This window comes from Microbacterium californiense (assembly GCF_047246625.1).
In the GTDB taxonomy this organism is placed as follows: domain Bacteria; phylum Actinomycetota; class Actinomycetes; order Actinomycetales; family Microbacteriaceae; genus Microbacterium.
Genome location: NZ_JBFOKQ010000001.1, coordinates 819,717 through 838,833 on the forward strand (window position 1 = coordinate 819,717; position 19,117 = coordinate 838,833).

18 protein-coding genes are annotated in these 19,117 nt (G+C 71.4%); 14 read left to right on the forward strand and 4 right to left on the reverse strand.

All coding sequences use genetic code 11. The features are described 5' to 3' along the window. Positions 1-3: 3 nt before the first annotated feature. The 7 genes from paaA to AB3M82_RS03995 all read left to right on the forward strand — a co-directional run bounded on the left by paaA (position 4) and on the right by AB3M82_RS03995 (position 6,158). The gene (gene paaA / locus AB3M82_RS03965; protein WP_412955686.1) at positions 4-981 is read left to right on the forward strand and encodes a 1,2-phenylacetyl-CoA epoxidase subunit PaaA; all 978 of its coding nucleotides are present in this window, start codon (positions 4-6) and stop codon (positions 979-981) included. Further along, on the forward strand, positions 981-1,286 hold the full coding sequence (gene paaB, locus AB3M82_RS03970; RefSeq protein WP_412958000.1) for a 1,2-phenylacetyl-CoA epoxidase subunit PaaB: 306 nt from the start codon (positions 981-983) through the stop codon (positions 1,284-1,286). Before paaA ends, paaB begins: the two co-directional genes overlap by 1 nt. After that, entirely contained in the window at positions 1,283-2,128 is an 846-nt protein-coding gene (gene paaC, locus AB3M82_RS03975; RefSeq protein WP_412955688.1) for a 1,2-phenylacetyl-CoA epoxidase subunit PaaC, read from the forward strand. Before paaB ends, paaC begins: the two co-directional genes overlap by 4 nt. Then, entirely contained in the window at positions 2,125-2,616 is a 492-nt protein-coding gene (gene paaD / locus AB3M82_RS03980) for a 1,2-phenylacetyl-CoA epoxidase subunit PaaD (protein WP_412955690.1), read from the forward strand. Before paaC ends, paaD begins: the two co-directional genes overlap by 4 nt. Continuing rightward, positions 2,616-3,776 carry a 1,2-phenylacetyl-CoA epoxidase subunit PaaE gene (gene paaE / locus AB3M82_RS03985; protein WP_412955691.1) on the forward strand — a complete coding sequence of 387 codons (1,161 nt, stop codon included), beginning with the start codon at positions 2,616-2,618 and terminating at the stop codon, positions 3,774-3,776. The genes paaD and paaE overlap by 1 nt, the downstream gene beginning before the upstream one ends. A 25-nt stretch (positions 3,777-3,801) precedes the next feature. Next, on the forward strand, positions 3,802-4,572 hold the full coding sequence (locus AB3M82_RS03990) for an enoyl-CoA hydratase/isomerase family protein (protein WP_412955692.1): 771 nt from the start codon (positions 3,802-3,804) through the stop codon (positions 4,570-4,572). 62 nt (positions 4,573-4,634) lie between these two features. Beyond that, a complete protein-coding gene (locus AB3M82_RS03995) occupies positions 4,635-6,158 on the forward strand; it encodes an ATP-dependent DNA ligase (RefSeq protein WP_412955693.1) in 1,524 nt (507 codons plus the stop codon). A gap of 29 nt (positions 6,159-6,187) precedes the next feature. Here the strand turns inward: AB3M82_RS03995 and AB3M82_RS04000 are convergent, their stop codons facing one another. Next, positions 6,188-6,697 (reverse strand): phosphoribosyltransferase, encoded by a 510-nt coding sequence (locus AB3M82_RS04000; protein ID WP_412955694.1) that lies wholly within the window; start codon positions 6,695-6,697, stop codon positions 6,188-6,190. Positions 6,698-6,862: 165 nt separating this feature from the next. Here AB3M82_RS04000 and AB3M82_RS04005 point away from each other — a divergent pair, with 165 nt between their 5' ends. The 4 genes from AB3M82_RS04005 to AB3M82_RS04020 all read left to right on the forward strand — a co-directional run bounded on the left by AB3M82_RS04005 (position 6,863) and on the right by AB3M82_RS04020 (position 11,259). Next, complete coding sequence (locus AB3M82_RS04005; RefSeq protein WP_412955695.1) at positions 6,863-8,611, forward strand: thiamine pyrophosphate-binding protein; 1,749 nt, start codon at positions 6,863-6,865, stop codon at positions 8,609-8,611. 49 nt (positions 8,612-8,660) lie between these two features. Then, positions 8,661-9,530, forward strand: a complete 870-nt coding sequence (locus tag AB3M82_RS04010) for a PhzF family phenazine biosynthesis protein (protein WP_412955696.1) — start codon at positions 8,661-8,663, stop codon at positions 9,528-9,530. A 158-nt stretch (positions 9,531-9,688) separates the two neighbouring features. Continuing rightward, positions 9,689-9,979 carry a hypothetical protein gene (locus tag AB3M82_RS04015; protein WP_412955697.1) on the forward strand — a complete coding sequence of 97 codons (291 nt, stop codon included), beginning with the start codon at positions 9,689-9,691 and terminating at the stop codon, positions 9,977-9,979. Then, a complete protein-coding gene (locus AB3M82_RS04020; RefSeq protein WP_412958001.1) occupies positions 9,955-11,259 on the forward strand; it encodes an HNH endonuclease signature motif containing protein in 1,305 nt (434 codons plus the stop codon). The genes AB3M82_RS04015 and AB3M82_RS04020 overlap by 25 nt, the downstream gene beginning before the upstream one ends. A gap of 174 nt (positions 11,260-11,433) precedes the next feature. Here the strand turns inward: AB3M82_RS04020 and AB3M82_RS04025 are convergent, their stop codons facing one another. From AB3M82_RS04025 to AB3M82_RS04035, 3 genes are all read right to left on the reverse strand, one after another. Continuing rightward, positions 11,434-11,814 carry a VOC family protein gene (locus AB3M82_RS04025; RefSeq protein ID WP_412955698.1) on the reverse strand — a complete coding sequence of 127 codons (381 nt, stop codon included), beginning with the start codon at positions 11,812-11,814 and terminating at the stop codon, positions 11,434-11,436. 99 nt (positions 11,815-11,913) lie between these two features. After that, on the reverse strand, positions 11,914-13,782 hold the full coding sequence (locus AB3M82_RS04030; RefSeq protein WP_412958002.1) for an FAD-dependent monooxygenase: 1,869 nt from the start codon (positions 13,780-13,782) through the stop codon (positions 11,914-11,916). A gap of 114 nt (positions 13,783-13,896) precedes the next feature. Further along, complete coding sequence (locus AB3M82_RS04035; protein ID WP_412955700.1) at positions 13,897-15,276, reverse strand: MFS transporter; 1,380 nt, start codon at positions 15,274-15,276, stop codon at positions 13,897-13,899. Between the two features lie 138 nt (positions 15,277-15,414). On the opposite strand from AB3M82_RS04035, the gene AB3M82_RS04040 reads away from it, so the two are divergent. The 3 genes from AB3M82_RS04040 to hpaE are packed head-to-tail and all read left to right on the forward strand — an operon-like array spanning position 15,415 to position 19,102. After that, entirely contained in the window at positions 15,415-16,929 is a 1,515-nt protein-coding gene (locus tag AB3M82_RS04040) for a fumarylacetoacetate hydrolase family protein (RefSeq protein WP_412955702.1), read from the forward strand. Beyond that, positions 16,926-17,609 (forward strand): GntR family transcriptional regulator, encoded by a 684-nt coding sequence (locus tag AB3M82_RS04045; protein WP_412955703.1) that lies wholly within the window; start codon positions 16,926-16,928, stop codon positions 17,607-17,609. Before AB3M82_RS04040 ends, AB3M82_RS04045 begins: the two co-directional genes overlap by 4 nt. Then, complete coding sequence (gene hpaE / locus AB3M82_RS04050) at positions 17,606-19,102, forward strand: 5-carboxymethyl-2-hydroxymuconate semialdehyde dehydrogenase (RefSeq protein WP_412955705.1); 1,497 nt, start codon at positions 17,606-17,608, stop codon at positions 19,100-19,102. The genes AB3M82_RS04045 and hpaE overlap by 4 nt, the downstream gene beginning before the upstream one ends. The last annotated feature ends 15 nt before the right edge of the window (positions 19,103-19,117 follow it).

The window sequence follows — 19,117 nt, forward strand, 5'->3', positions numbered from 1 at the left end:
CCCATGACCAGCCCGGCAGACCTCTCGATCGCGGGGACCGAGATCCCCGACGAGCAGCGTCTCTTCGACGAGCTCATCGCGAACGAGCAGCGCATCGAGCCGCGGGACTGGATGCCCGAGGCCTACCGCAAGACGCTGATCCGGCAGATCTCGCAGCACGCGCACTCCGAGATCATCGGCATGCAGCCCGAGGGCAACTGGATCACCCGGGCGCCCAGCCTCAAGCGCAAGGCCATCCTGATGGCGAAGGTGCAGGACGAGGCGGGTCACGGACTCTACCTGTACTCCGCCGCGCAGACGCTCGGCATCACCCGCGACGAGATGATGCAGCAGCTCATCGACGGCCGGGCCAAGTACTCCTCGATCTTCAACTATCCCACCCCCACCTGGGCCGACATGGGCGCGATCGGCTGGCTCGTCGACGGGGCGGCGATCTGCAACCAGGTGCCGCTGTGCCGCGCCTCGTACGGCCCCTACGGCCGCGCGATGGTGCGGGTGTGCAAGGAGGAGTCCTTCCATCAGAGGCAGGGGTTCGAGATCCTGCTCACCCTCATGCAGGGCACCGACGAGCAGCGCCGGATGGCGCAGGACGCCGTCGACCGCTGGTACTGGCCGAGCCTGGCGATGTTCGGACCGCCCGACGACCAGTCCCCCAACTCCGCGCAATCGATGGCCTGGAAGATCAAGCGGTTCTCGAACGACGAGCTGCGGCAGCGCTTCGTCGGGATGCTGGTGCCCCAGGCCGAGATCCTCGGCGTCACGCTCCCCGATCCGGACCTGCGCTTCGACGAGGAGAGCGGACGCTACGTGATGGGGGAGATCGACTGGGACGAGTTCTTCCGGGTGCTGCGCGGCGACGGCCCGTGCAACGCCGAACGTCTCGAGCGTCGCCGCTCCGCGCACGAGGAGGGCGCGTGGGTGCGGGAGGCCGCGGCGGAGTATGCCCGCAAGCAGGCCGAGCGCGAGAGGGCGGTGGCGTGATGGCGACGCCCGGCACGGATCAGCGCGAGCCCTGGCCGCTGTGGGAGGTGTTCGTCCGCGCGAACCGCGGATTGAGCCACGTGCACGTCGGGTCGCTGCACGCCCCCGACGCCGAGATGGCGATCCGCAACGCGCGTGATCTCTACACCCGGCGCGGCGAGGGCGTGTCGATCTGGGTCGCCCCGGCCGCGGCCATCACCACGAGCGACCCGGACGCGAAGGGCGCCTACTTCGAGAGTGCGGCGGGCAAGAACTACCGCCATGCCGTGTACTACACCGCGTCCGAGGGGGTGCCGCACCTGTGAACGGAATACGACTCGACGCGGACCGAGACGAAGGGCACGGCGACGTCTCGGTGGAGGAGCTGCGCCTGTCGGAGGAGCTCGCGGGCGTGGGCGCCGTCGCGGCCTCCGCCGACATCGCGGAGTACGCCCTCCGCCTGGGCGACGACGCACTGATCCTGTCGCAGCAGCTGGGGGCCTGGATCTCGCGGGCGCCCGAGCTGGAGGAGGACGTGGCGCTGGGCAACATCGCGCTGGACCTGCTGGGCCACGCCCGGTCGTTCCTGCACTACGCGGGCTCGTTCGACGGACGCTCGGAGGACGACCTGGCGTACTTCCGCGACGAGCCGGAGTTCCGGTGCGCCTGGATCGTGCAGCAGCCCAACGGCGACTTCGCCCAGACCATCGCCCGCCAGTTCGTCGTGTCGACGTACATGTTCGAGCTGTACGCGGCCCTGCGTGCGAGCACCGATCCCACCTTCGCGGCGATCGCGGAGAAGGCGTGGAAGGAGGTCGACTACCACCGCGACCACGCCGTGCAGTGGGTACTGCGCCTGGCGGGAGGCACCGACGAGTCGCGCCGCCGCATCCTCCGCGCCGTCTCGGACGTCTGGCCGTACGCCGACGAGCTATTCCGCGACGATGAGCTGGTCGACCGTCTCGACGGCGTCGCCGCGCGGCCGTCGTCCCTCCGGAGCGGATTCGACGCGGTGGTGGCGACCGTGTTCGCCGAGGCCGGCATCCCGATTCCCGAGGTCGCGGCCTCCTCCGCCGGCGGACGACGCGGCTCCCATGCGACGCCGCTCGGACACATCCTCGCCGAGATGCAGGTGCTCGCCCGCCGTCACCCGGGGGCGACGTGGTGACCCGGCTGCGCGCCCGGGAGGCGTGGGAGATCGCCGCCTCCGTGCCCGACCCCGAGGTGCCCGTGCTCACGATCGCGGACCTCGGCGTGCTGCGCGACGTGGTGATCGAGGGCGAGCGCGTGCGCGTTGACATCACGCCCACGTACAGCGGCTGCCCCGCGATGGACACGATCCGCGACGACGTCGTGCTGGCGCTGACCGCCGCCGGGTTCGCCGAGGTCGACGTCCGGCTGGTGCTCTCTCCCGCCTGGACCACGGACTGGATGACGGATGCCGGCAAGGACAAGCTCTCGGCCTACGGGATCGCCCCGCCGACCGGGCGCGCCGCCGTGCCCGCCGGGCCCATCCGTCTCGCGCTGAGCGTCCGCTGCCCGCGGTGCGGGTCCCTCGACACCCGCGAGGTCTCCCGGTTCGGGTCGACGTCGTGCAAGTCCCTCTTCGAGTGCCGCGCGTGCCTCGAGCCCTTCGACCACTTCAAGGTGCACTGATGTCGCTGTTCGCCCCGGTCGCGGCATCCGATGCCCCTCTCCCCCGCTCGGCTCCTCCGCCGCGGCGACGCGCCCGCTTCCACGAACTGGTGGTCGAGGACGTGCGCCCGCTCACCGAGGATGCCGTCGAGGTGACGTTCACGGTGCCGGCGGCGCTCGCCGAGGAGTACGACCACCTGCCCGGGCAGTACGTCGCCCTGCGCACGGTGCTCGACGGCAGGGAGGTGCGCCGGTCGTACTCGCTGTGCCGCGCACCCGAGCACCGGATGGACGGGGGCGACACCCGGCTGAGCGTCGCCGTGAAGCGCGACGAGGGCGGTGTGTTCTCGACCTGGGCGCAGACCGGGCTGACGCCGGGGTTCCGCATCGAGGTCATGAGTCCCCAGGGCACGTTCACGTCGGCGCTGCCGGACCTCGATCACCGGCACGTCGTCGGAATCGCCGCGGGTTCCGGCATCACACCGCTGATGGCGCTCGCCCACACCGTGCTCTCGCGCTCGGCATCCGCGCGGTTCACACTGCTGTACACGAACCGCTCGACGCTGGACGTCATGTTCCTCGAGGATCTGGCCGACCTCAAGGACCGCTACCCGACCCGGCTCACCCTCCATCACGTGCTGTCCCGCGAGCAGCGCACCGCACCCGTGCTGTCGGGCCGCATCGACGAGCCCAAGCTGCGGACGATCCTCGCCTCGCTGATCCCGCCCGCCGACGTCGACGAGTGGTTCCTCTGCGGTCCCCTCGCGCTCGTGGACCTGTGCCGCGCCGTGCTGGCGGACGTCGGCGTCGCACGCGAGCACATCCGCTTCGAGCTGTTCACGACCGGCGAGGAGTCCGCCCGCACCGCGCGTCCCGTGGAGGTGCGCGCGGGCGAGAGGACGGTGCGCATCGAGGTGACGCTCGACGGGGTGTCGTCGACCGTGGAGAGCCCGGTCGATGCCCGTGAGTCGGTCCTGAACGCGGCGCTGCGGGGGCGACCGGACGCCCCGTTCGCCTGCGCGGGCGGCGTGTGCGGCACGTGCCGGGCGCGCGTGATCGAGGGCAGCGTCAGCATGACCGAGAACTATGCGCTGGAGCCCGACGAGATCGCGCGGGGCTTCGTGCTCACCTGCCAGTCCCATCCCACCAGCGACCGCGTCGTCGTCGACTACGACGTCTGAGGCCGCGGCCCGAGAGGAGCACCGGATGATCGATCTCGCCATCGCCGAGGGCGTCGCCCGCGTGACGCTGAACGCCCCCGCACGGCTGAACGCGCTCGACGAGCAGGCCGTACGAGACCTCGACGCCGCGTACGCGGAGGCGGAGGCTGCGGGGGTGCGCGCACTGGTGCTGCGCGGCGAGGGGCGCGCGTTCTGCGCCGGGCGCGACATCTCGGCGGTCGATCCCCGCGAGGACGACGTGATGGGGTACCTCGGCGGTCTCGTGACGCCGCTGCTGCAGCGCATGTCGCGCTTCCCGGCGCCCACGTTCGCCATCGCGCACGGGGCGTGCCTGGGCGTCGGGCTGGGACTGCTGATCGCGACGGACGTCGTCTACGTGGCCGAGTCGGCCCGGATCGGCTCGCCGTTCGCCGCCCTGGGAGCGACCCTCGACTCGGGCGGGCATGCACTGTTCCTCGACCGCCTCGGCGCGCACAAGACCCTCGACCTGATCTACACGGGCCGGCTCATGAGCGGTGCGGAGGCCGTGGCCTCCGGCCTGTTCTCCCGGGTGTTGCCGGACGACCAGGTGGCGGAGGCGACGGCGGATGCCGCGAGGTCCGCCGCACGCGGCGCGACCGCCGCGTTCCTGGCGAGCAAGCGCCTGATCGCACGCATCCGCGACGAGCGCCTGGTGCTCTGGGAGGCGATGGATCACGAGAACGCCGCGCAGGCGGCGCTCTGCGACACGGACGATTACCGGGAGGGGTTCGCGGCCTTCCAGCAGAAGCGCACGCCGGAGTTCCACGGTCGCTGAGCGCTGAGCGCTCCCGCGTCAACGGCCTCTCGGATGTCGGCGGCCGGTGCGAGAATGCGGGGATGCTGCTCTCCGCCCTCGTGTCGACGACCGAACAGGTCGCCGCGACCTCGTCGCGTCTCGCGAAGATCGACGCCCTCGCCGGCCTGCTGCAGCGAGCCGACGAAGACGACGTCGCGGCGCTCGTCGGGCTGCTGCTGGCGAGCCCGCGCCAGGGACGCCTGGGGGTCGGCTGGCGGAGCCTGAGCGGGCTCGAGGTGTCGCACGCCGCCGCATCGAGCCTGCGCATCGCCGATGTCGACGCGGCGCTCAGCGCGCTGGCCGCGGCATCCGGAGCCGGCTCCACCGCTCTGCGCGCCGAGCTGCTGGGCTCCCTCGCCTCGCGCACCACGGCCGCGGAGTGGGACTTCCTCGCCCGGGCGATGCTGGGCGAGCTGCGCACCGGCGCGCTCGGGGGCGTGCTGCTCGACGCGATCGCCCGCGCCTCCGACCGCCCCATCGCGGTGGTGCGCCGGGCCGCCATGCTCTCGGGAGACCTCGGCGAGACCGCGCGTCTCGCGCTGACCGGAACCGAAGACGAGCTCGAGAGCGTCGGACTGCGGGTCGGACGACCCGTGCTGCCGATGCTCGCCTCGACCGCATCGACCCCGTCCGAGGCGATCGGGATCACCGGCGAGGCCTCGGTGGAGTACAAGCTCGACGGCGCGCGCATCCAGGTGCACCGGCGCGGCGACGAGGTCGGCGTGTACACGCGCAGTCTCGCCGACGTGACGCACCGCGTGCCGGAGCTCGTCGAGATCGTCCGCGGGCTGCCGGCGCACGACCTGATCCTCGACGGCGAGACGCTGTCGCTCGACGAGGACGGCGGGCCGCGGCCCTTCCAGGAGACCATGTCGCGCTTCGGCGCCGACGCGTCGCGCGAGCTGGCGCTCCGCCCCTGGTTCTTCGACGTGCTGCACGTCGACGGCCGCGACCTCATCGACGAACCGCTGCGCACGCGGCTCTCCGAGCTCGAGCGCGTGGCGGGCGACTGGCGGATGCCGGGGATCGTCACCGCCGACCCGCACGCGGCGGAGCAGCTGTCGCGAGAGGCGCTCGCGGCCGGGCACGAGGGGGTGGTGACGAAGGGGATCGACTCGCCCTACACCGCAGGCCGACGGGGCAAGTCCTGGGTCAAGGTCAAGCCGGTGCTCACCTTCGACCTCGTGGTGCTGGCGGCCGAGTGGGGCTCCGGCCGGCGACAGGGCTGGCTGTCGAACCTGCATCTCGGCGCGCGCGATCCGGATGGCGCCTTCGGCGACCCCGGCGGGTTCGTGATGGTCGGCAAGACCTTCAAGGGGCTGACCGACGATCTGCTGCGCTGGCAGACCGAGACGTTCCCCGCCTACGAGACGCGACGGACCCAGGGCGCCGTGTTCCTGCGGCCCGAGATCGTCGTGGAGATCGCGATCGACGGCGTGCAGCGCTCCTCCCGCTATCCGGGCGGCCTGGCGCTGCGCTTCGCGCGCGTGAAGGGGTATCGCCCCGACAAGGCGCCCGCCGAGGCCGACACGGTCCAGGCGCTGCGGGAGTTCCTGCGGGGCTGACGCCCTGCGACGGCCGCGCCGGGGGCGGGTCAGGCGGAGGGTGCGAGCCCCTGGTCCTCCTCGTGGACCGTGCCCTGGAACGACCAGGGGAAGTTGATCCAGAGGTCCGTGTCCTTCCACGCGTAGTCCGGCTGGATGACCGTCGACGGCTTGGTGTAGATCGTGACCGACCGTACGTCGGCGCCCTTCTCCTGCAGCAGGGAGACAGCGAGCGCGAGGGTCCGGCCCGAGTCGGCGACGTCGTCGACCAGTAGCACCCGGCGCCCGTCGAGGTAGGCCATGTCGAGCTCGGGCGGAAGCACGGCGGGCGCGTCGAGCACGGTGCCGATTCCCGTGTAGAACTCGACGTTGATCGCGCCGCAGTTCTTCGCACCCAGACCGTACGCGATCGCGCCGGCCGGCAGCAGCCCTCCCCGCGCGATGGCGACCACCACCTCGGGCTCGAAACCGCTGGCGAGGATGCTCCGCGCCAGATCGCGGGTCGCTGTGCCGAAGCCGTCCCAGGTGAGTGTCTCGCGCGCGTCAGCTGCATCCGTCATCGGCCCATTGTCCTGCATCCGCGGGGCAGCCGGCCGCTAGACTGACGGCGTCCGGCTGATTTCGGCCGGTGCCTGAAAAAGAGGCACGAAGCACGTCGCGTCGAAGCGGCTGCGAGACACACACGGATCCCCCGGTTCTCCGTCCCTGTCTCGAAAGGCTTCGCCATGCCCAGTGTCTCCGCGCACGTCGCCCTCACCCTCGCCCAGCACGTTGATGCGGTGTTCGGGGTGATGGGCAACGGCAACGCCTACTTCCTCGACGCGCTCGAGACCCAGACCGACGTCATCTTCACGGCGGTGCGCCACGAGCAGGGAGCGGTCGTCGCCGCCGACGCCCACTTCCGCGCCTCCGGCCGCATCGCCGCGGGCACCTCGACGTACGGGGCGGGCTTCACCAACACCCTCACGGCGCTGGCGGAGGCCGTGCAGGCGCACGTCCCGCTCGTGCTGGTCGTCGGCGACGAGCCGACCTCGGGCCCGCGCCCGTGGGACGTCGACCAGATCGCGCTCGCCTCGGCCGTGGGCGCGCGCACCTATACCGTCGGCCGGGCGGATGCCGCGGCCACGACCGTCATCGCGATCGAGCACGCGTTGACCTACCGCGTGCCCGTGGTGCTGGCGATCCCGTACGACGTCGCCTCGCGCGACGCCGGCCCCCTCCCGGCCGCGCCCGCTCCCCGGGTGCCCGCCCCGCTCGCCCCGGCCGGCGCCTTCGCCGACGGGATGCTGGAGGAGATCGCGACCGCGCTGCGCGACGCCGAGCGCCCGTTCCTCCTGGCCGGACGCGGAGCCTGGCTGGCGGGAGCGGGCGAGGTGCTGGGCGAGCTCGCCGCGATGACGGGAGCGCTCACCGCGTCGACCGCCCTCGGCCGCGGCGTGTTCCCCGATCAGCGGTACGACCTGGGCGTCACCGGGGGCTTCGGCGCGGAGGGGGCGATGGAGCTCATCCGCGAGGCCGACGTCGCCGTGGTGTTCGGCGCCTCCCTCAACCAGTTCACGATGCGCTTCGGCGCGCTGTTCGCCCCGGGCACCCGTGTCTTCCAGATCGACACGGCCCTCGCGGCGACGCACGCCCACGTCGGCGGCTTCGTGCGCGCCGACGCCCGCCTGGCGGCCGAGTCCCTCGTCGCGCGGCTGAACGCCGCTGCGGCCAACCCCAGCGTCGTGCACAGCTTCGGGGCCGACCCGCGGCGCGCGGCATCCGTCCCGGTCACGAGCGGTGCGTCGCCGACGGCATCCGCTCCCGTCCCGGCACTCCCCTGGCGCGAGACGGTCGACGTCGCCGCGGCCCGGGCCTACGAGGCGGGCGACGCGCTCGCCCCCGACGGTCGACTCGATCCGCGCTCCGCGGCCCGGCGCATCGCCGAGCTGCTGCCGGAGGACCGCGTCGTGGTCTCCGACGGGGGCCACTTCATCGGCTGGGCGAACATGTACTGGCCGGTCGCGGCACCCGATCGCATGATGATGATCGGCACCGCCTTCCAGTCGATCGGGCAGGGCTGGCCGAGCGTCGTGGGCGCCGCACTGGCGCGACGGGAGTCGACCGTCGTGCTGACTTCCGGCGACGGCGGCGGGCTCATGGCCATCGCCGATCTCGAATCCGCCGTGCGCGCCGCGCGGGGTCGCGGCCTGGCTGTCATCTGGAACGACGCCGCCTACGGCGCCGAGGTGAACCTGTACGGGCTCAAGGGCCTCGCCGAGGGCCCCATGCGCATCCCCGAGGTCGACTTCGCCGCGTTCGGCGCGGCCGTCGGCGCAGAGGGCGTGGTCGTCCGCACCCTCGACGATCTCGACCGGCTCGGCGAGTGGGCGGCGGAGGATGCCGAGACCCGGCGCTTCCTCCTCCTCGACCTGCGCATCTCGGGAGACGTGATCGCGCCCTACCAGCAGGAGATCATCCGCGTGAACTCGTGAAGCGTCGCGCACCCGTTCGGCGGCTGCCGCCGTCCGTTAGGCTCGCGCCGTGAGTCGTGATCCGGAGGTCCTGCGCTACAGCGCGTTCGCCGCGACGCCCGAAGGCGGCAACCCCGCGGGGGTGGTGCTCGACGCCACGGGACTCGACGACGAGGCGATGCGGCGGATCGCGGCCGACGTGGGCTACTCCGAGACAGCGTTCCTCGTGAGCCGGTCGTCCGCTGCGGATGCGGATGCCGACGACCCGCCGAGGTACCGGGTGCGCTACTGGTCGCCGGCGGCGGAGGTGCCGTTCTGCGGTCATGCGACCGTGGCGACCGCGGTCGCGCTGGCGGAGAGCGACGGCCCGGGGACGACGGTGTTCGACACCGCCGCGGGCGCGGTGACCATGCGCTCGACGGTCGACGGAGACGGTGCGATCACCGTGTCGTTCACGAGCGTGGAGCCGCAGGTCCGGCATCTCGACGCGTCGGTGCGCGACCGGCTGCTCGCCCTTCTGGGCCTCGACGTCGCCGACCTCGACGATCGCTATCCCGCCCGCGAGGCCTTCGCCGGCAACTGGCATCCGATCCTCGTGCTCGCCGATCGCGACCTCTTCCACCAGTTCCGCTTCGCCCCCGCCGACGTCGCCCGCCTCATGCGCGAACAGGGCTGGCTCGGCACCGTCACGGTGCTGCACCCCACCGGTCCGACGGACCTCGAAGCACGCAACCTCTTCCCCGTGGGCCGCATCACCGAGGACCCCGCGACCGGATCGGCCGCGGCATCCACCGGCGCCTACCTGCGCGAGCTCGGCGTGGCCGGCTCCACCGTGCGGATCCGGCAGGGCGCGCACGTCGGCCGCCCGAGCCTGCTGACCGTCACCATCCCCACCTCGGGCGGCATCGTCGTCTCGGGAGGCGCGGTCGCGATCGGCTGACGCGGATGACGGCGGTGGCCGACGGAGCCGCCGTCTTGTGGGCGACTCCGTCTGCACTGCCCGCGCCAGAAGCAGGGTCATCCCCATTCAAGCGTTTATCGCGAATGACCTGGGTATATCGCGGGTGAATGTCGGTGGCCGTGTGTTGACTGAGCGGTATGAACAACCCCGCCGAGATGCTCGATCAGGTCGCGACCGACCTCCGACGCGTGCTGTCTGCAGACGGGGTGGTGGGGTTGTCGGATGCGGCGAAGATGCAGGTGCTGCGTGCCGCCGGGGAGGTGTCCCGGCTGGTCGATGCGGTGGTCGTGGAGACGGTCGCGTCGGTCGACGGGCGTCCGGCGGGGTCGGGTGAGGCGACGTTCTGCGCGGGGTCGGATGCCGCACGCTCGGGGAGCTGTTGCAGCGGGTGCTCCGCACGGACGTGGCGGGCGCGGGGCGGGTCGTGAAAGCGGCGCGGGTGGTGCACCGGGAGGTCGAGTTCACCACCGGGGCACTGCTGCCGGCGCGGTGGCCCGCCCTGCGGGAGGCGCTGTTGTCCGGCGTGGTCGGAGTCGCGGGGGTTCTCGCCGCCACGGGACCTGTGGAGCAGGCCGCGGGGCGGATCGGTGCGGCGGAGCGGTTGCAGGCGGACGCGGAGTTGGCCGCGTTCGCGCGGGGTTGGGACGCCGTTGATGACGGCAGTCCCCGGTTGGATGCCGATGCAGAGGCAGAGGGCGGTCGTGAGTCCGAGTCCGGTCCGGCCGCGACGCCGGAGGATCTGAGGGTTCTGGCGCAGGCGATCGTGACGTACCTGGACCCGGATGGGGCGGTCCCGGCGGAGGAGATCGCGATGCGCGAGCGGGGGATCATCCTCGGCCGGGCGCGGCATGGCGTCATCCCGATCCGCGGGTCGTTGCTGCCCGAGACCGCGGGACAGCTGCAGCGCATCTGGGACGCGTACCTGAACCCGAAAGTCGACGGGCCGCCCCTGCCCGGGGTGCGGTTCGTGGACAACGAGGGCTCACCGTCCGCGCCGGACACCTTCGCGTCCGCCGGTTCGCCCGCCTCCTCCACCGAGGCGCTTCGACCGGGCGAGAACTCGATCCTGCCTCGCAGCGATCCCGGCGGGATGATCGATACCCGCACTCGGGCGCAGAAGCAGCACGACGCCCTCACCGCAGCCCTCGGCATCGCCGCCCGGCACCGGGACATGCCCACCCTCGGCGGGGCGGCGCCGACGCTGGTCGTCTCCGTCGATGCGAGCGACTATGCGACCGGGCGCGGATGGGCGCACATCGACGGCATCGACACCCCCGTGTCGGTCTCGGCCGCCCGGCACACCGCCTGCGGGGGCACCGTGCAGCGGGTGCTGTTCGACCCGGAAGGCCGGATCACCGGCATCGGCTCCACCGACCGGATCTTCACCACCGCCCAACGCCGCGCCATCGCCCTTCGCGACGGCGAATGCCTCATCCCCGGCTGTCACGTTCCCGCAGCATGGTGCGAGATCCACCACGTCACCGAACACGCCCGCGGCGGACCCACGAGCACCGACAACGGCGTCGCCCTGTGCTGGCACCACCACCGCACCCTCGACACCTCCGGGTGGGACATCCGCATGCAGAACGGCATCCCCCACCTCCGCGGACCCGCCTGGTGGGACCCCCACCGCACCTGGCGCACCCCACACCGCCCGACACCGAGCCACACGACGGCACGCCGCAGTCGCACGCGCCTCAGAGCATGAGCACGTCCCTCAAGACCGTCAGCATGCCCGTCCGAGCCTCAGTACGCCCGTCCGAGCATGAGCCCGCTAGTCCGCGCACGAGCACGCCGGTCAATGCACGAGCAACGCGCGTCGAAGCACGAGCGCCCCTCAGAGCGTCAGCACCCCGCTCTCGCTCGACTGAGGCGGGCGCGCTCAGCCCTGAGCGCCGTAGTCCGGGAGCTCCTGCAGCGTCCAGGTGTTGCCGTCGGGGTCGGCGAAGCGGACGAAGCGACCCCAGTCCTGGTCGTCCACGCCGTCGGCCTCCACGCCCAGGCCGCGCAGGTGCGCGAGCGCCTCGTCGGCGTCCGGCACCACCACCTGGATCGTGTTCTGCTGCCCCGGCTCGAGGTCGAGCCCCAGTCCGGTGCCGAACGCGATCGAGCAGGCGGATCCCGGCGGCGTCATCTGCACGAAGCGCAGACCCTCCACGGGCGTCTGATCGTGGTCGGCGTTGAAGCCGATCTTCACGTAGAAGTCCTTCGCGCGGTCGACATCAGACACCGGCACGAAGATGAGTTCGATTTTCCAGTCCATCACGCACTCCTTCTGTCGGGCGCCGTCGCCCGTCCGCGACCACGGTACGCCGGGGCGCCGACATTCCTCCACGACTCCGGACCGGGTTCCCCGCGGGGATCAGCGTGCGGGGAGGAACGCCCCCTGGAGGAACCCCTCGAGTTCCGCCGTGCCGTCCAGCGGGAGGATCGCAGCGACGTACTGGTCCGGCCGCACGACGACGACCACGCCGTCCCGCGAGAGCTCGCGCGCCGCGAAGATGTCGACGTCCGTCCACTTGCTCGGACCCGCAGCGTAGACCTTCTCCCAGTCCACCAGCCCGAGCGGACCGCTGCGGGGCTGGAACAGCGCCGGCGTCGTCGTCACCTCGATCTCCTCGAACGGCTGCTGGTAGATCCCCTTGACGTCGAACACGGCGTCCTGATCGGCATCCGCCGGGGTGAAGCGGGCGAACAGCGACTCCGCCTCCGCCGCCCAGGCCGCGAGCGCGGTGCCGTCGCGGTCCGCGAAGGCGTAGACGCGCCAGCGTCCGTCGGCCCGGGCGTGATGCCCGAGGTGCACGGCATTGCCGTCGCCGACGCGCACGACCTCCGCCGACTTGAAGCGCTTTCCGAGCGGATAGCCCGCCGCGAGCCCCTGGTGCGCATCGGATCCCGTGATCATCGACGCGGTGTACTGCGTCATGAAGCCGGAGGGGAACTCCGCCGTCGCGAGGTAGTAGGTGGCGAGATCGCCCGGGTCGGAGATCTCCTCCGGCTTGCGGGCCATGAGGCTCGACCATTCGCGGTCGAAGTCGATGAGCTGCTGCGCGACGGGCTGGCGCTCCGCGCCGTACGTGGCGAGGAGGCTCTCGGGCGCCCGCCCGGTGAGCACCGAGCCGAGCTTCCACCCGAGGTTGAAGCCGTCCTGCATCGACACGTTCATGCCCTGACCGGCCTTCGCGCTGTGCGTGTGGCAGGCGTCTCCGGTGAGGAACACCCGGGGCGTCCTGTCCGCATCGAGCGCGTCGTCGAAGCCGTCGGTGACGCGGTGCCCGACTTCGTACACGCTGTGCCACGCCACCTGGCGCACGTCGAGCGTGTAAGGGTGCAGGATGGCGTTCGCCTTGCGGATGATCTCCGCGATGGGAGTCTGCCGCACCCGGTGGTCGTCGTCCTCCGCGACCTCGCCCAGATCGATGTACATCCGGCTCAGGTACCCGCCCTCGCGCGGGATGTGCAGGATGTTCCCGGCGCGGGAGTTGATGGCGCACTTGATGCGCCAGTCGGGGAAGTCGGTGTTGACGAGCACGTCCATGACGCCCCACGCGTGGGCGGCCATGCTGCCGACGTGCTTGCGGCCGATGGCCTCGCGTACGCCGCTGCGCGCCCCGTCGCAGCCGGCGACGTACTTGGCACGGATGGTGCGCTCCTCCCCCGCTCGCGGACCGGCGGTGTGCCGCACGCGCACCTCGACCGGGTGGTCGCCGTCGTCGTGGACCGTCAGCCCGAGGAACTCCACCCCGTAGTCGGGGACGATGCGTCCGGGGCCGTCGGCGGCGGCTTCGGCGAAGTAGTCGAGCACACGGGCCTGGTTGACGATGAGATGCGGGAACTCGCAGATGTCGTAGGCGTAGTCCGCGGTGCGGGTCGTCCGGACGATCCTCTGGGGGTCGGCCGGGTCGGGACCCCAGAAGTTCATCCACCCGATGTTGTAGGCCTCGGCGGTGATGCGCTCGGCGAACCCGAACGCCTGGAAGGTCTCGACGCTGCGCGGCTGGATGCCGTCGGCCTGGCCGAGCTCGAGGCGCCCCTCGCGCTTCTCGATGAGACGGGTCGTCACCTCCGGGTACTGCGACATCTGCGCGGCGAGCAGCATGCCGGCGGGACCCGAGCCCACGATGAGCACGTCGACCTCGTTGGGGAGGTCTTCCGAGCGCCCGATACCGGTTCCCTCGGCATCCTTCACGCGCGGGTCACCGGACACATAGCCGTGGTGGTGGAACTGCATCGTCGTCGATTCCTTCCGGACGCTTCTATTCTCGTCGTCGTTGTGTGCTCCCATCGCCCTTTCCGTCCTCGGCCCGGGGGCGGAAGACGGGAAGGGCGACGGGAGCGGAGTGGTTCAGGCCTTCGCCAGGCCGTAGATCGGGCTGACCGACTGCTCCTCCTCGTGATCCGGTCCGAGGGGGATGCCGGAGCGATCGCGCAGGAGCAGCGTCGCGATCAGGCCGAGCACGGTCATGCCCGCGAGGTACCAGGTGACGGCCTGCGTCGATCCGGTCGCCGCGACGATTGCCGTGGCGATGGTCGGAGCGAACGCGCCCCCGGCGATCGCCCCGATCGCGTACGAGATCGAGACGCCGGAGAAGCGGATGCTGGCCGGGAACAGCTCCGTGTACAGCGCCGCCTGCGGCCCGTAGGTGAAGCCCAGTCCGATGGTGAGGACGGCCAGACCGGCGAAGACGAGGCCGATCTCGCCGGTGTTGACCAGCGGGAACAGTGCGAACACGCCGATCAGCTGCAGCACCCAGCCGATGATGTAGGTCGTGCGGCGACCGATCCGGTCGCAGACCCACCCTGCGAGGAGCGTGGTGAGCAGCCAGGTGACCGCCGAGCCGGCGACGGCCCACAGCACGGGTCCGCGCTCGAGCCCGATCGGCCCCTCCGGGTTGGTCGTGTAGTTCTGGATGTACCCGCCGGTGGTCATGTACCCCACGGCGTTGTTGCCGGCGAAGACGAGCGCGGCGATGATCACGAGCAGCAGGTGCTTGCGGAACAGCTGCAGGATCGGCATCCGCGCCTTCTCCTTGCGCTCGGCGAGCTCGGCGAACACCGGGCTCTCCTCGACACGACGGCGCACGTAGTATCCGACGAGGATGAGCACCACGCTCAGCAGGAACGGCACGCGCCATCCCCACGCGAGGAACTGCTCGCCGGGGGCGATCGCGGTCATGACCGCCATCACGCCCGAGGCCAGGAGGAGGCCCAGCGGCACGCCGATCTGGGGCGAGGCCCCGAAGATGCCGCGCTTCTTGCGGGGCGCGTGCTCGACGGCCATGAGCACGGCGCCACCCCACTCGCCGCCGGCGGAGATGCCCTGCAGGATGCGCAGGAGCACGAGCAGGATCGGCGCGGTGACGCCGATCGCCTCGTACGTGGGTAGCACGCCGATGAGAGCGGTGGCCGCCCCCATCAGGATCAGCGTCCACATCAGCACGGTCTTGCGGCCGAGCTTGTCGCCGAAGTGACCGGCGAGGAACGCGCCGAGCGGGCGGAAGAGGAAGCTCACGCCCACGGTCGCGAAGGCGATGAGAGCGCTGTCGGCGCCGAGCGGTGCGAAGAAGAGCTGGCCGAAGACCAACCCGACCGCCGTGGCGTAGATGAAGAAGTCGTACCACTCCACGGTGGTCCCGACCACCGTGGCGAAGACGACGCGCCGGCGGTCGGCCGCCGTCGCGATGGTTCCGGTGGGTGTGAACCCAGTCTGTGACTGCCCGCTCATGCGGTGTCTCCTTTGTTCGTGACTGCACTGTCACGGCGCGCATCCGAGTCTCGGTCGAATCGCTTGCCGGGGTACGACCGATGATATATGATTTCGGATACGACGCACAAGCATCGACGACGCGCGAGGAGGCGCCCCGTGACGGACACCATCAGCCGCCCCGGCAAGATCATCGCGATCCACCTGAGCTACACGTCTCGGGCCGACCAGCGGGGCCGCCGTCCCGCCGCTCCTTCGTACTTCTTCAAGCCCGCGAGCTCCGTCGGCGTCTCGGGCGGCACGGTCGAACGCCCCGCAGGCACCGAGCTGCTCGCCTTCGAGGGCGAGATCGCGCTCGTGATCGGCACTCCTGCCCGCCGCGTCCGTCTCGAGGACGCGTGGGAGCACGTCGGCTGGGTGACCGCCTCGAACGACCTCGGACTCTACGACCTCCGCGCGAACGACAAGGGCTCCAACGTCCGCTCGAAGGGCGGCGACGGGTACACCCCCCTGGGTCCGCAGCTGATCGACGCCCGCACCGTCGACCCGGCCGAGCTCCGGGTGCGTGCGTGGGTCAACGGCGACCTGCGTCAGGACGACACGACGGCGGGCCTGCTGTTCCCGCTCCCCCAACTCGTCGCCGACCTCTCGCAGCACTTCACGCTCGAGCCGGGTGACGTCATCCTGACCGGCACGCCCGCCGGCTCGTCGGTCATCGTGCCCGGCGACGTCGTCGAGATCGAGGTCGACGCTCCCCAGGCACCCGGCGCTCCCTCCTCCGGGCGTCTCGTGACCACCGTGACCCAGGGCGAGATCCCCTTCGACCCCGACCTCGGGTCGCTGCCGGCGGTCGACGACCTGCAGCGCACCGAGGCCTGGGGATCCGCCGAGGCCGCGGGCCTCCCGGCTCCCGACCGCCCTTCGTCTCGCCATGATGCTCCTCGCTCAGGAATCGCGCCTGAGCGAGCAGAAGGGCTGTCGCCGGCCCTGCGCGCGAAGCTGCTCGAGGCTCCGACCGCCGGTCTCTCCGCACAGCTGCGCAAACGCGGCCACCACGCCTGCTTCGTCGACGGCGTCTCGGCCAATCTGGCCGGCGCCAAGATCGTCGGCACCGCGAAGACGCTCCGCTTCGTGCCGTTCCGGGAAGACCTCTTCGCCGGCCACGGAGGCGGGTACAACGCCCAGAAGCGCGCGTTCGACGCGGTCGAGGAGGGCGAGGTCATCGTGATCGAGGCCCGCGGCGACGCCTCGACCGGCACGCTCGGCGACATCCTGGCACTGCGGGCCCGCACCCGGGGCGCCGCGGGCGTCGTCACCGACGGCGGGGTGCGCGACTTCGACGCGGTCGCCGAGATCGGACTCCCCGTCTTCTCGCAGGGGGCCCACCCCTCCGTGCTCGGTCGCCGGCACGTGCCCTGGGAGGTCGACGTCACGATCGCCTGCGGGGGCGCCGCCGTGCAGCCCGGCGACATCATCGTCGGCGACGGCGACGGCGTCATCGTCATCCCACCCTCGCTCGCCGAGGAGGTGGCGGATGCCGCGCTCGCGCAGGAGGCCGAGGACGCCTGGATCGCGGCGCAGGTCGAGGCCGGGCATTCGGTCGACGGCCTGTTCCCGCTGAACGCCGCGTGGCGCGCGCGGTACGAGGCGGCCCAGGACGGCGGCGAGCGATGACGACCACCGCCACGAGCAAGTCCGAGGTCGCGTACGAGTGGATCCGCTCGCGCATCACCGGGCACATCTTCAGCCCTGGGTACCGTCTCGTGCTCGGCTCGCTCGCCGACGACCTCGGCATGAGCGTCGTCCCGGTGCGCGAGGCGATCCGCCGGCTCGAGGCCGAGGGGCTCGTGACGTTCGAGCGCAACGTCGGGGCCAGGGTCACCCTCGTCGACGAGAGCGAGTACGCACACACGATGCAGGCGCTCGGCGTCGTCGAGGGCTCGGCGACCGCGCTGTCCGCTCCGTTCCTCGACGAGGCGGCCCTCGACGAGGCGGCGCGCATCAACGACCGCATGGCCCGCATGCTCGACCATCTCGACGCGCACGCGTTCACGGAGCTCAACCGCCAATTCCACTCGGTGCTGTTCGAGCCGTGCCCCAATCCCCACATCCTCGACCTGGTGCACCGCGGGTGGTCGCGCCTGTCCGGCATCCGCGACTCGACCTTCGCGTCGGTCCCGGGCCGCGCCAGGCACTCCGTCGAGGAGCACACCGAGATCCTCGAGCTCATCCGCGAGGAGGCCGACCCCCTCGAGATCGAGCTCGCCGCCCGCCGTCACCGCTGGCGCACGATGGACGCCTTCCTCGACGCCCTGCACACCCGTTCCGCCCCCACGACCGGAGACCTGTCATGACCGATCCGCGCATCCCCGCCGACCTCCCCGACCACATCCAGCACTACATCGACGGCTCCTTCGTCGACTCCGTCGACGGCGACACGTTCGACGTGCTCGACCCCGTCACCAACCAGACCTACACGACCGCCGCCGCGGGCAAGAAGGCCGACATCGATCTCGCGGTCGCCGCAGCGAAGCGGGCGTTCGACGAGGGCCCCTGGCCGCGGATGCTGCCGCGTGAGCGCTCCCGGGTGCTCCACCGCATCGCCGATCTGGTGGAGTCGCGCGATGCGCGTCTGGCGGAGCTCGAGTCGTACGACTCCGGTCTGCCCATCACGCAGGCGCTGGGCCAGGCCCGGCGCGCCGCCGAGAACTTCCGCTTCTTCGCCGACCTGATCGTCGCGCAGGCGGACGACGCGTTCAAGGTGCCGGGTCGCCAGATGAACTACGTCAACCGCAAGCCGATCGGCGTCGCCGGCCTCATCACCCCCTGGAACACGCCCTTCATGCTGGAGTCGTGGAAGCTGGGTCCGGCCCTCGCGACCGGCAACACGGTCGTCCTCAAGCCCGCGGAGTTCACGCCGCTCTCGGCCTCGCTCTGGGCCGGCATCTTCGAGGAGGCGGGGCTTCCGGCCGGCGTCTTCAACCTCGTCAACGGACTCGGCGAGGATGCCGGGGACGCCCTGGTGAAGCATCCCGACGTCCCCCTGATCTCGTTCACCGGCGAGAGCCGCACGGGGCAGATCATCTTCGGCAACGCCGCCCCGTTCCTCAAGGGTCTCTCGATGGAGCTCGGGGGCAAGTCTCCCGCCGTGGTCTTCGCCGACGCCGATCTCGAGGCGGCGGTGGACGCGACGATCTTCGGCGTGTTCTCCCTCAACGGCGAGCGCTGCACCGCCGGTTCGCGCATCATCGTCGAGCGCTCGGTCTACGACGAGTTCGTCGAGCGCTACGCCGCCCAGGCGGCGCGCGTGAAGGTCGGCTACCCGCACGACCCGGCGACCGAGGTCGGAGCCCTGGTGCACCCCGAGCATTACGACAAGGTCATGGGCTACATCGAGATCGGCAAGGGCGAAGGCCGTCTCGTCGCCGGCGGCGGACGCCCCGAGGGCTTCGACGAGGGCAACTTCGTGGCGCCCACGGTGTTCGCCGACGTGTCTCCCGATGCCCGCATCTTCCAGGAGGAGATCTTCGGTCCCGTGGTCGCGATCACGCCCTTCGATACCGAGGAGGAGGCGCTGGCGCTGGCGAACAACACCAAGTACGGCCTCGCCGCCTACATCTGGACGAACGACCTCCGCCGTGCGCACAACTTCGCACAGTCGGTCGAGGCCGGCATGGTGTGGCTCAACAGCAACAACGTGCGCGACCTCCGCACCCCGTTCGGCGGCGTGAAGGCGTCGGGCCTCGGCCACGAGGGCGGCTACCGCTCGATCGACTTCTACACCGATCAGCAGAGCGTGCACATCACGCTCGGAGCTCCCCACAACCCCACCTTCGGCAAGAACTGACCCCCTCCAGCAAGG

Coding starts and splice junctions, on each gene's coding strand:
- AB3M82_RS04015 (WP_412955697.1), top strand. CDS start 9,689: ATGAACAACCCCGCCGAGATGCTCGATCAGGTCGCGACCGACCTCCGA.
- AB3M82_RS04025 (WP_412955698.1), bottom strand. CDS start 11,814: ATGGACTGGAAAATCGAACTCATCTTCGTGCCGGTGTCTGATGTCGAC.
- paaB (WP_412958000.1), top strand. CDS start 981: ATGGCGACGCCCGGCACGGATCAGCGCGAGCCCTGGCCGCTGTGGGAG.
- AB3M82_RS04045 (WP_412955703.1), top strand. CDS start 16,926: ATGACGACCACCGCCACGAGCAAGTCCGAGGTCGCGTACGAGTGGATC.
- paaE (WP_412955691.1), top strand. CDS start 2,616: ATGTCGCTGTTCGCCCCGGTCGCGGCATCCGATGCCCCTCTCCCCCGC.
- AB3M82_RS04030 (WP_412958002.1), bottom strand. CDS start 13,782: ATGCAGTTCCACCACCACGGCTATGTGTCCGGTGACCCGCGCGTGAAG.
- AB3M82_RS04035 (WP_412955700.1), bottom strand. CDS start 15,276: ATGAGCGGGCAGTCACAGACTGGGTTCACACCCACCGGAACCATCGCG.
- AB3M82_RS03995 (WP_412955693.1), top strand. CDS start 4,635: ATGCTGCTCTCCGCCCTCGTGTCGACGACCGAACAGGTCGCCGCGACC.
- AB3M82_RS04000 (WP_412955694.1), bottom strand. CDS start 6,697: ATGACGGATGCAGCTGACGCGCGCGAGACACTCACCTGGGACGGCTTC.
- hpaE (WP_412955705.1), top strand. CDS start 17,606: ATGACCGATCCGCGCATCCCCGCCGACCTCCCCGACCACATCCAGCAC.
- AB3M82_RS03990 (WP_412955692.1), top strand. CDS start 3,802: ATGATCGATCTCGCCATCGCCGAGGGCGTCGCCCGCGTGACGCTGAAC.
- paaA (WP_412955686.1), top strand. CDS start 4: ATGACCAGCCCGGCAGACCTCTCGATCGCGGGGACCGAGATCCCCGAC.
- AB3M82_RS04005 (WP_412955695.1), top strand. CDS start 6,863: ATGCCCAGTGTCTCCGCGCACGTCGCCCTCACCCTCGCCCAGCACGTT.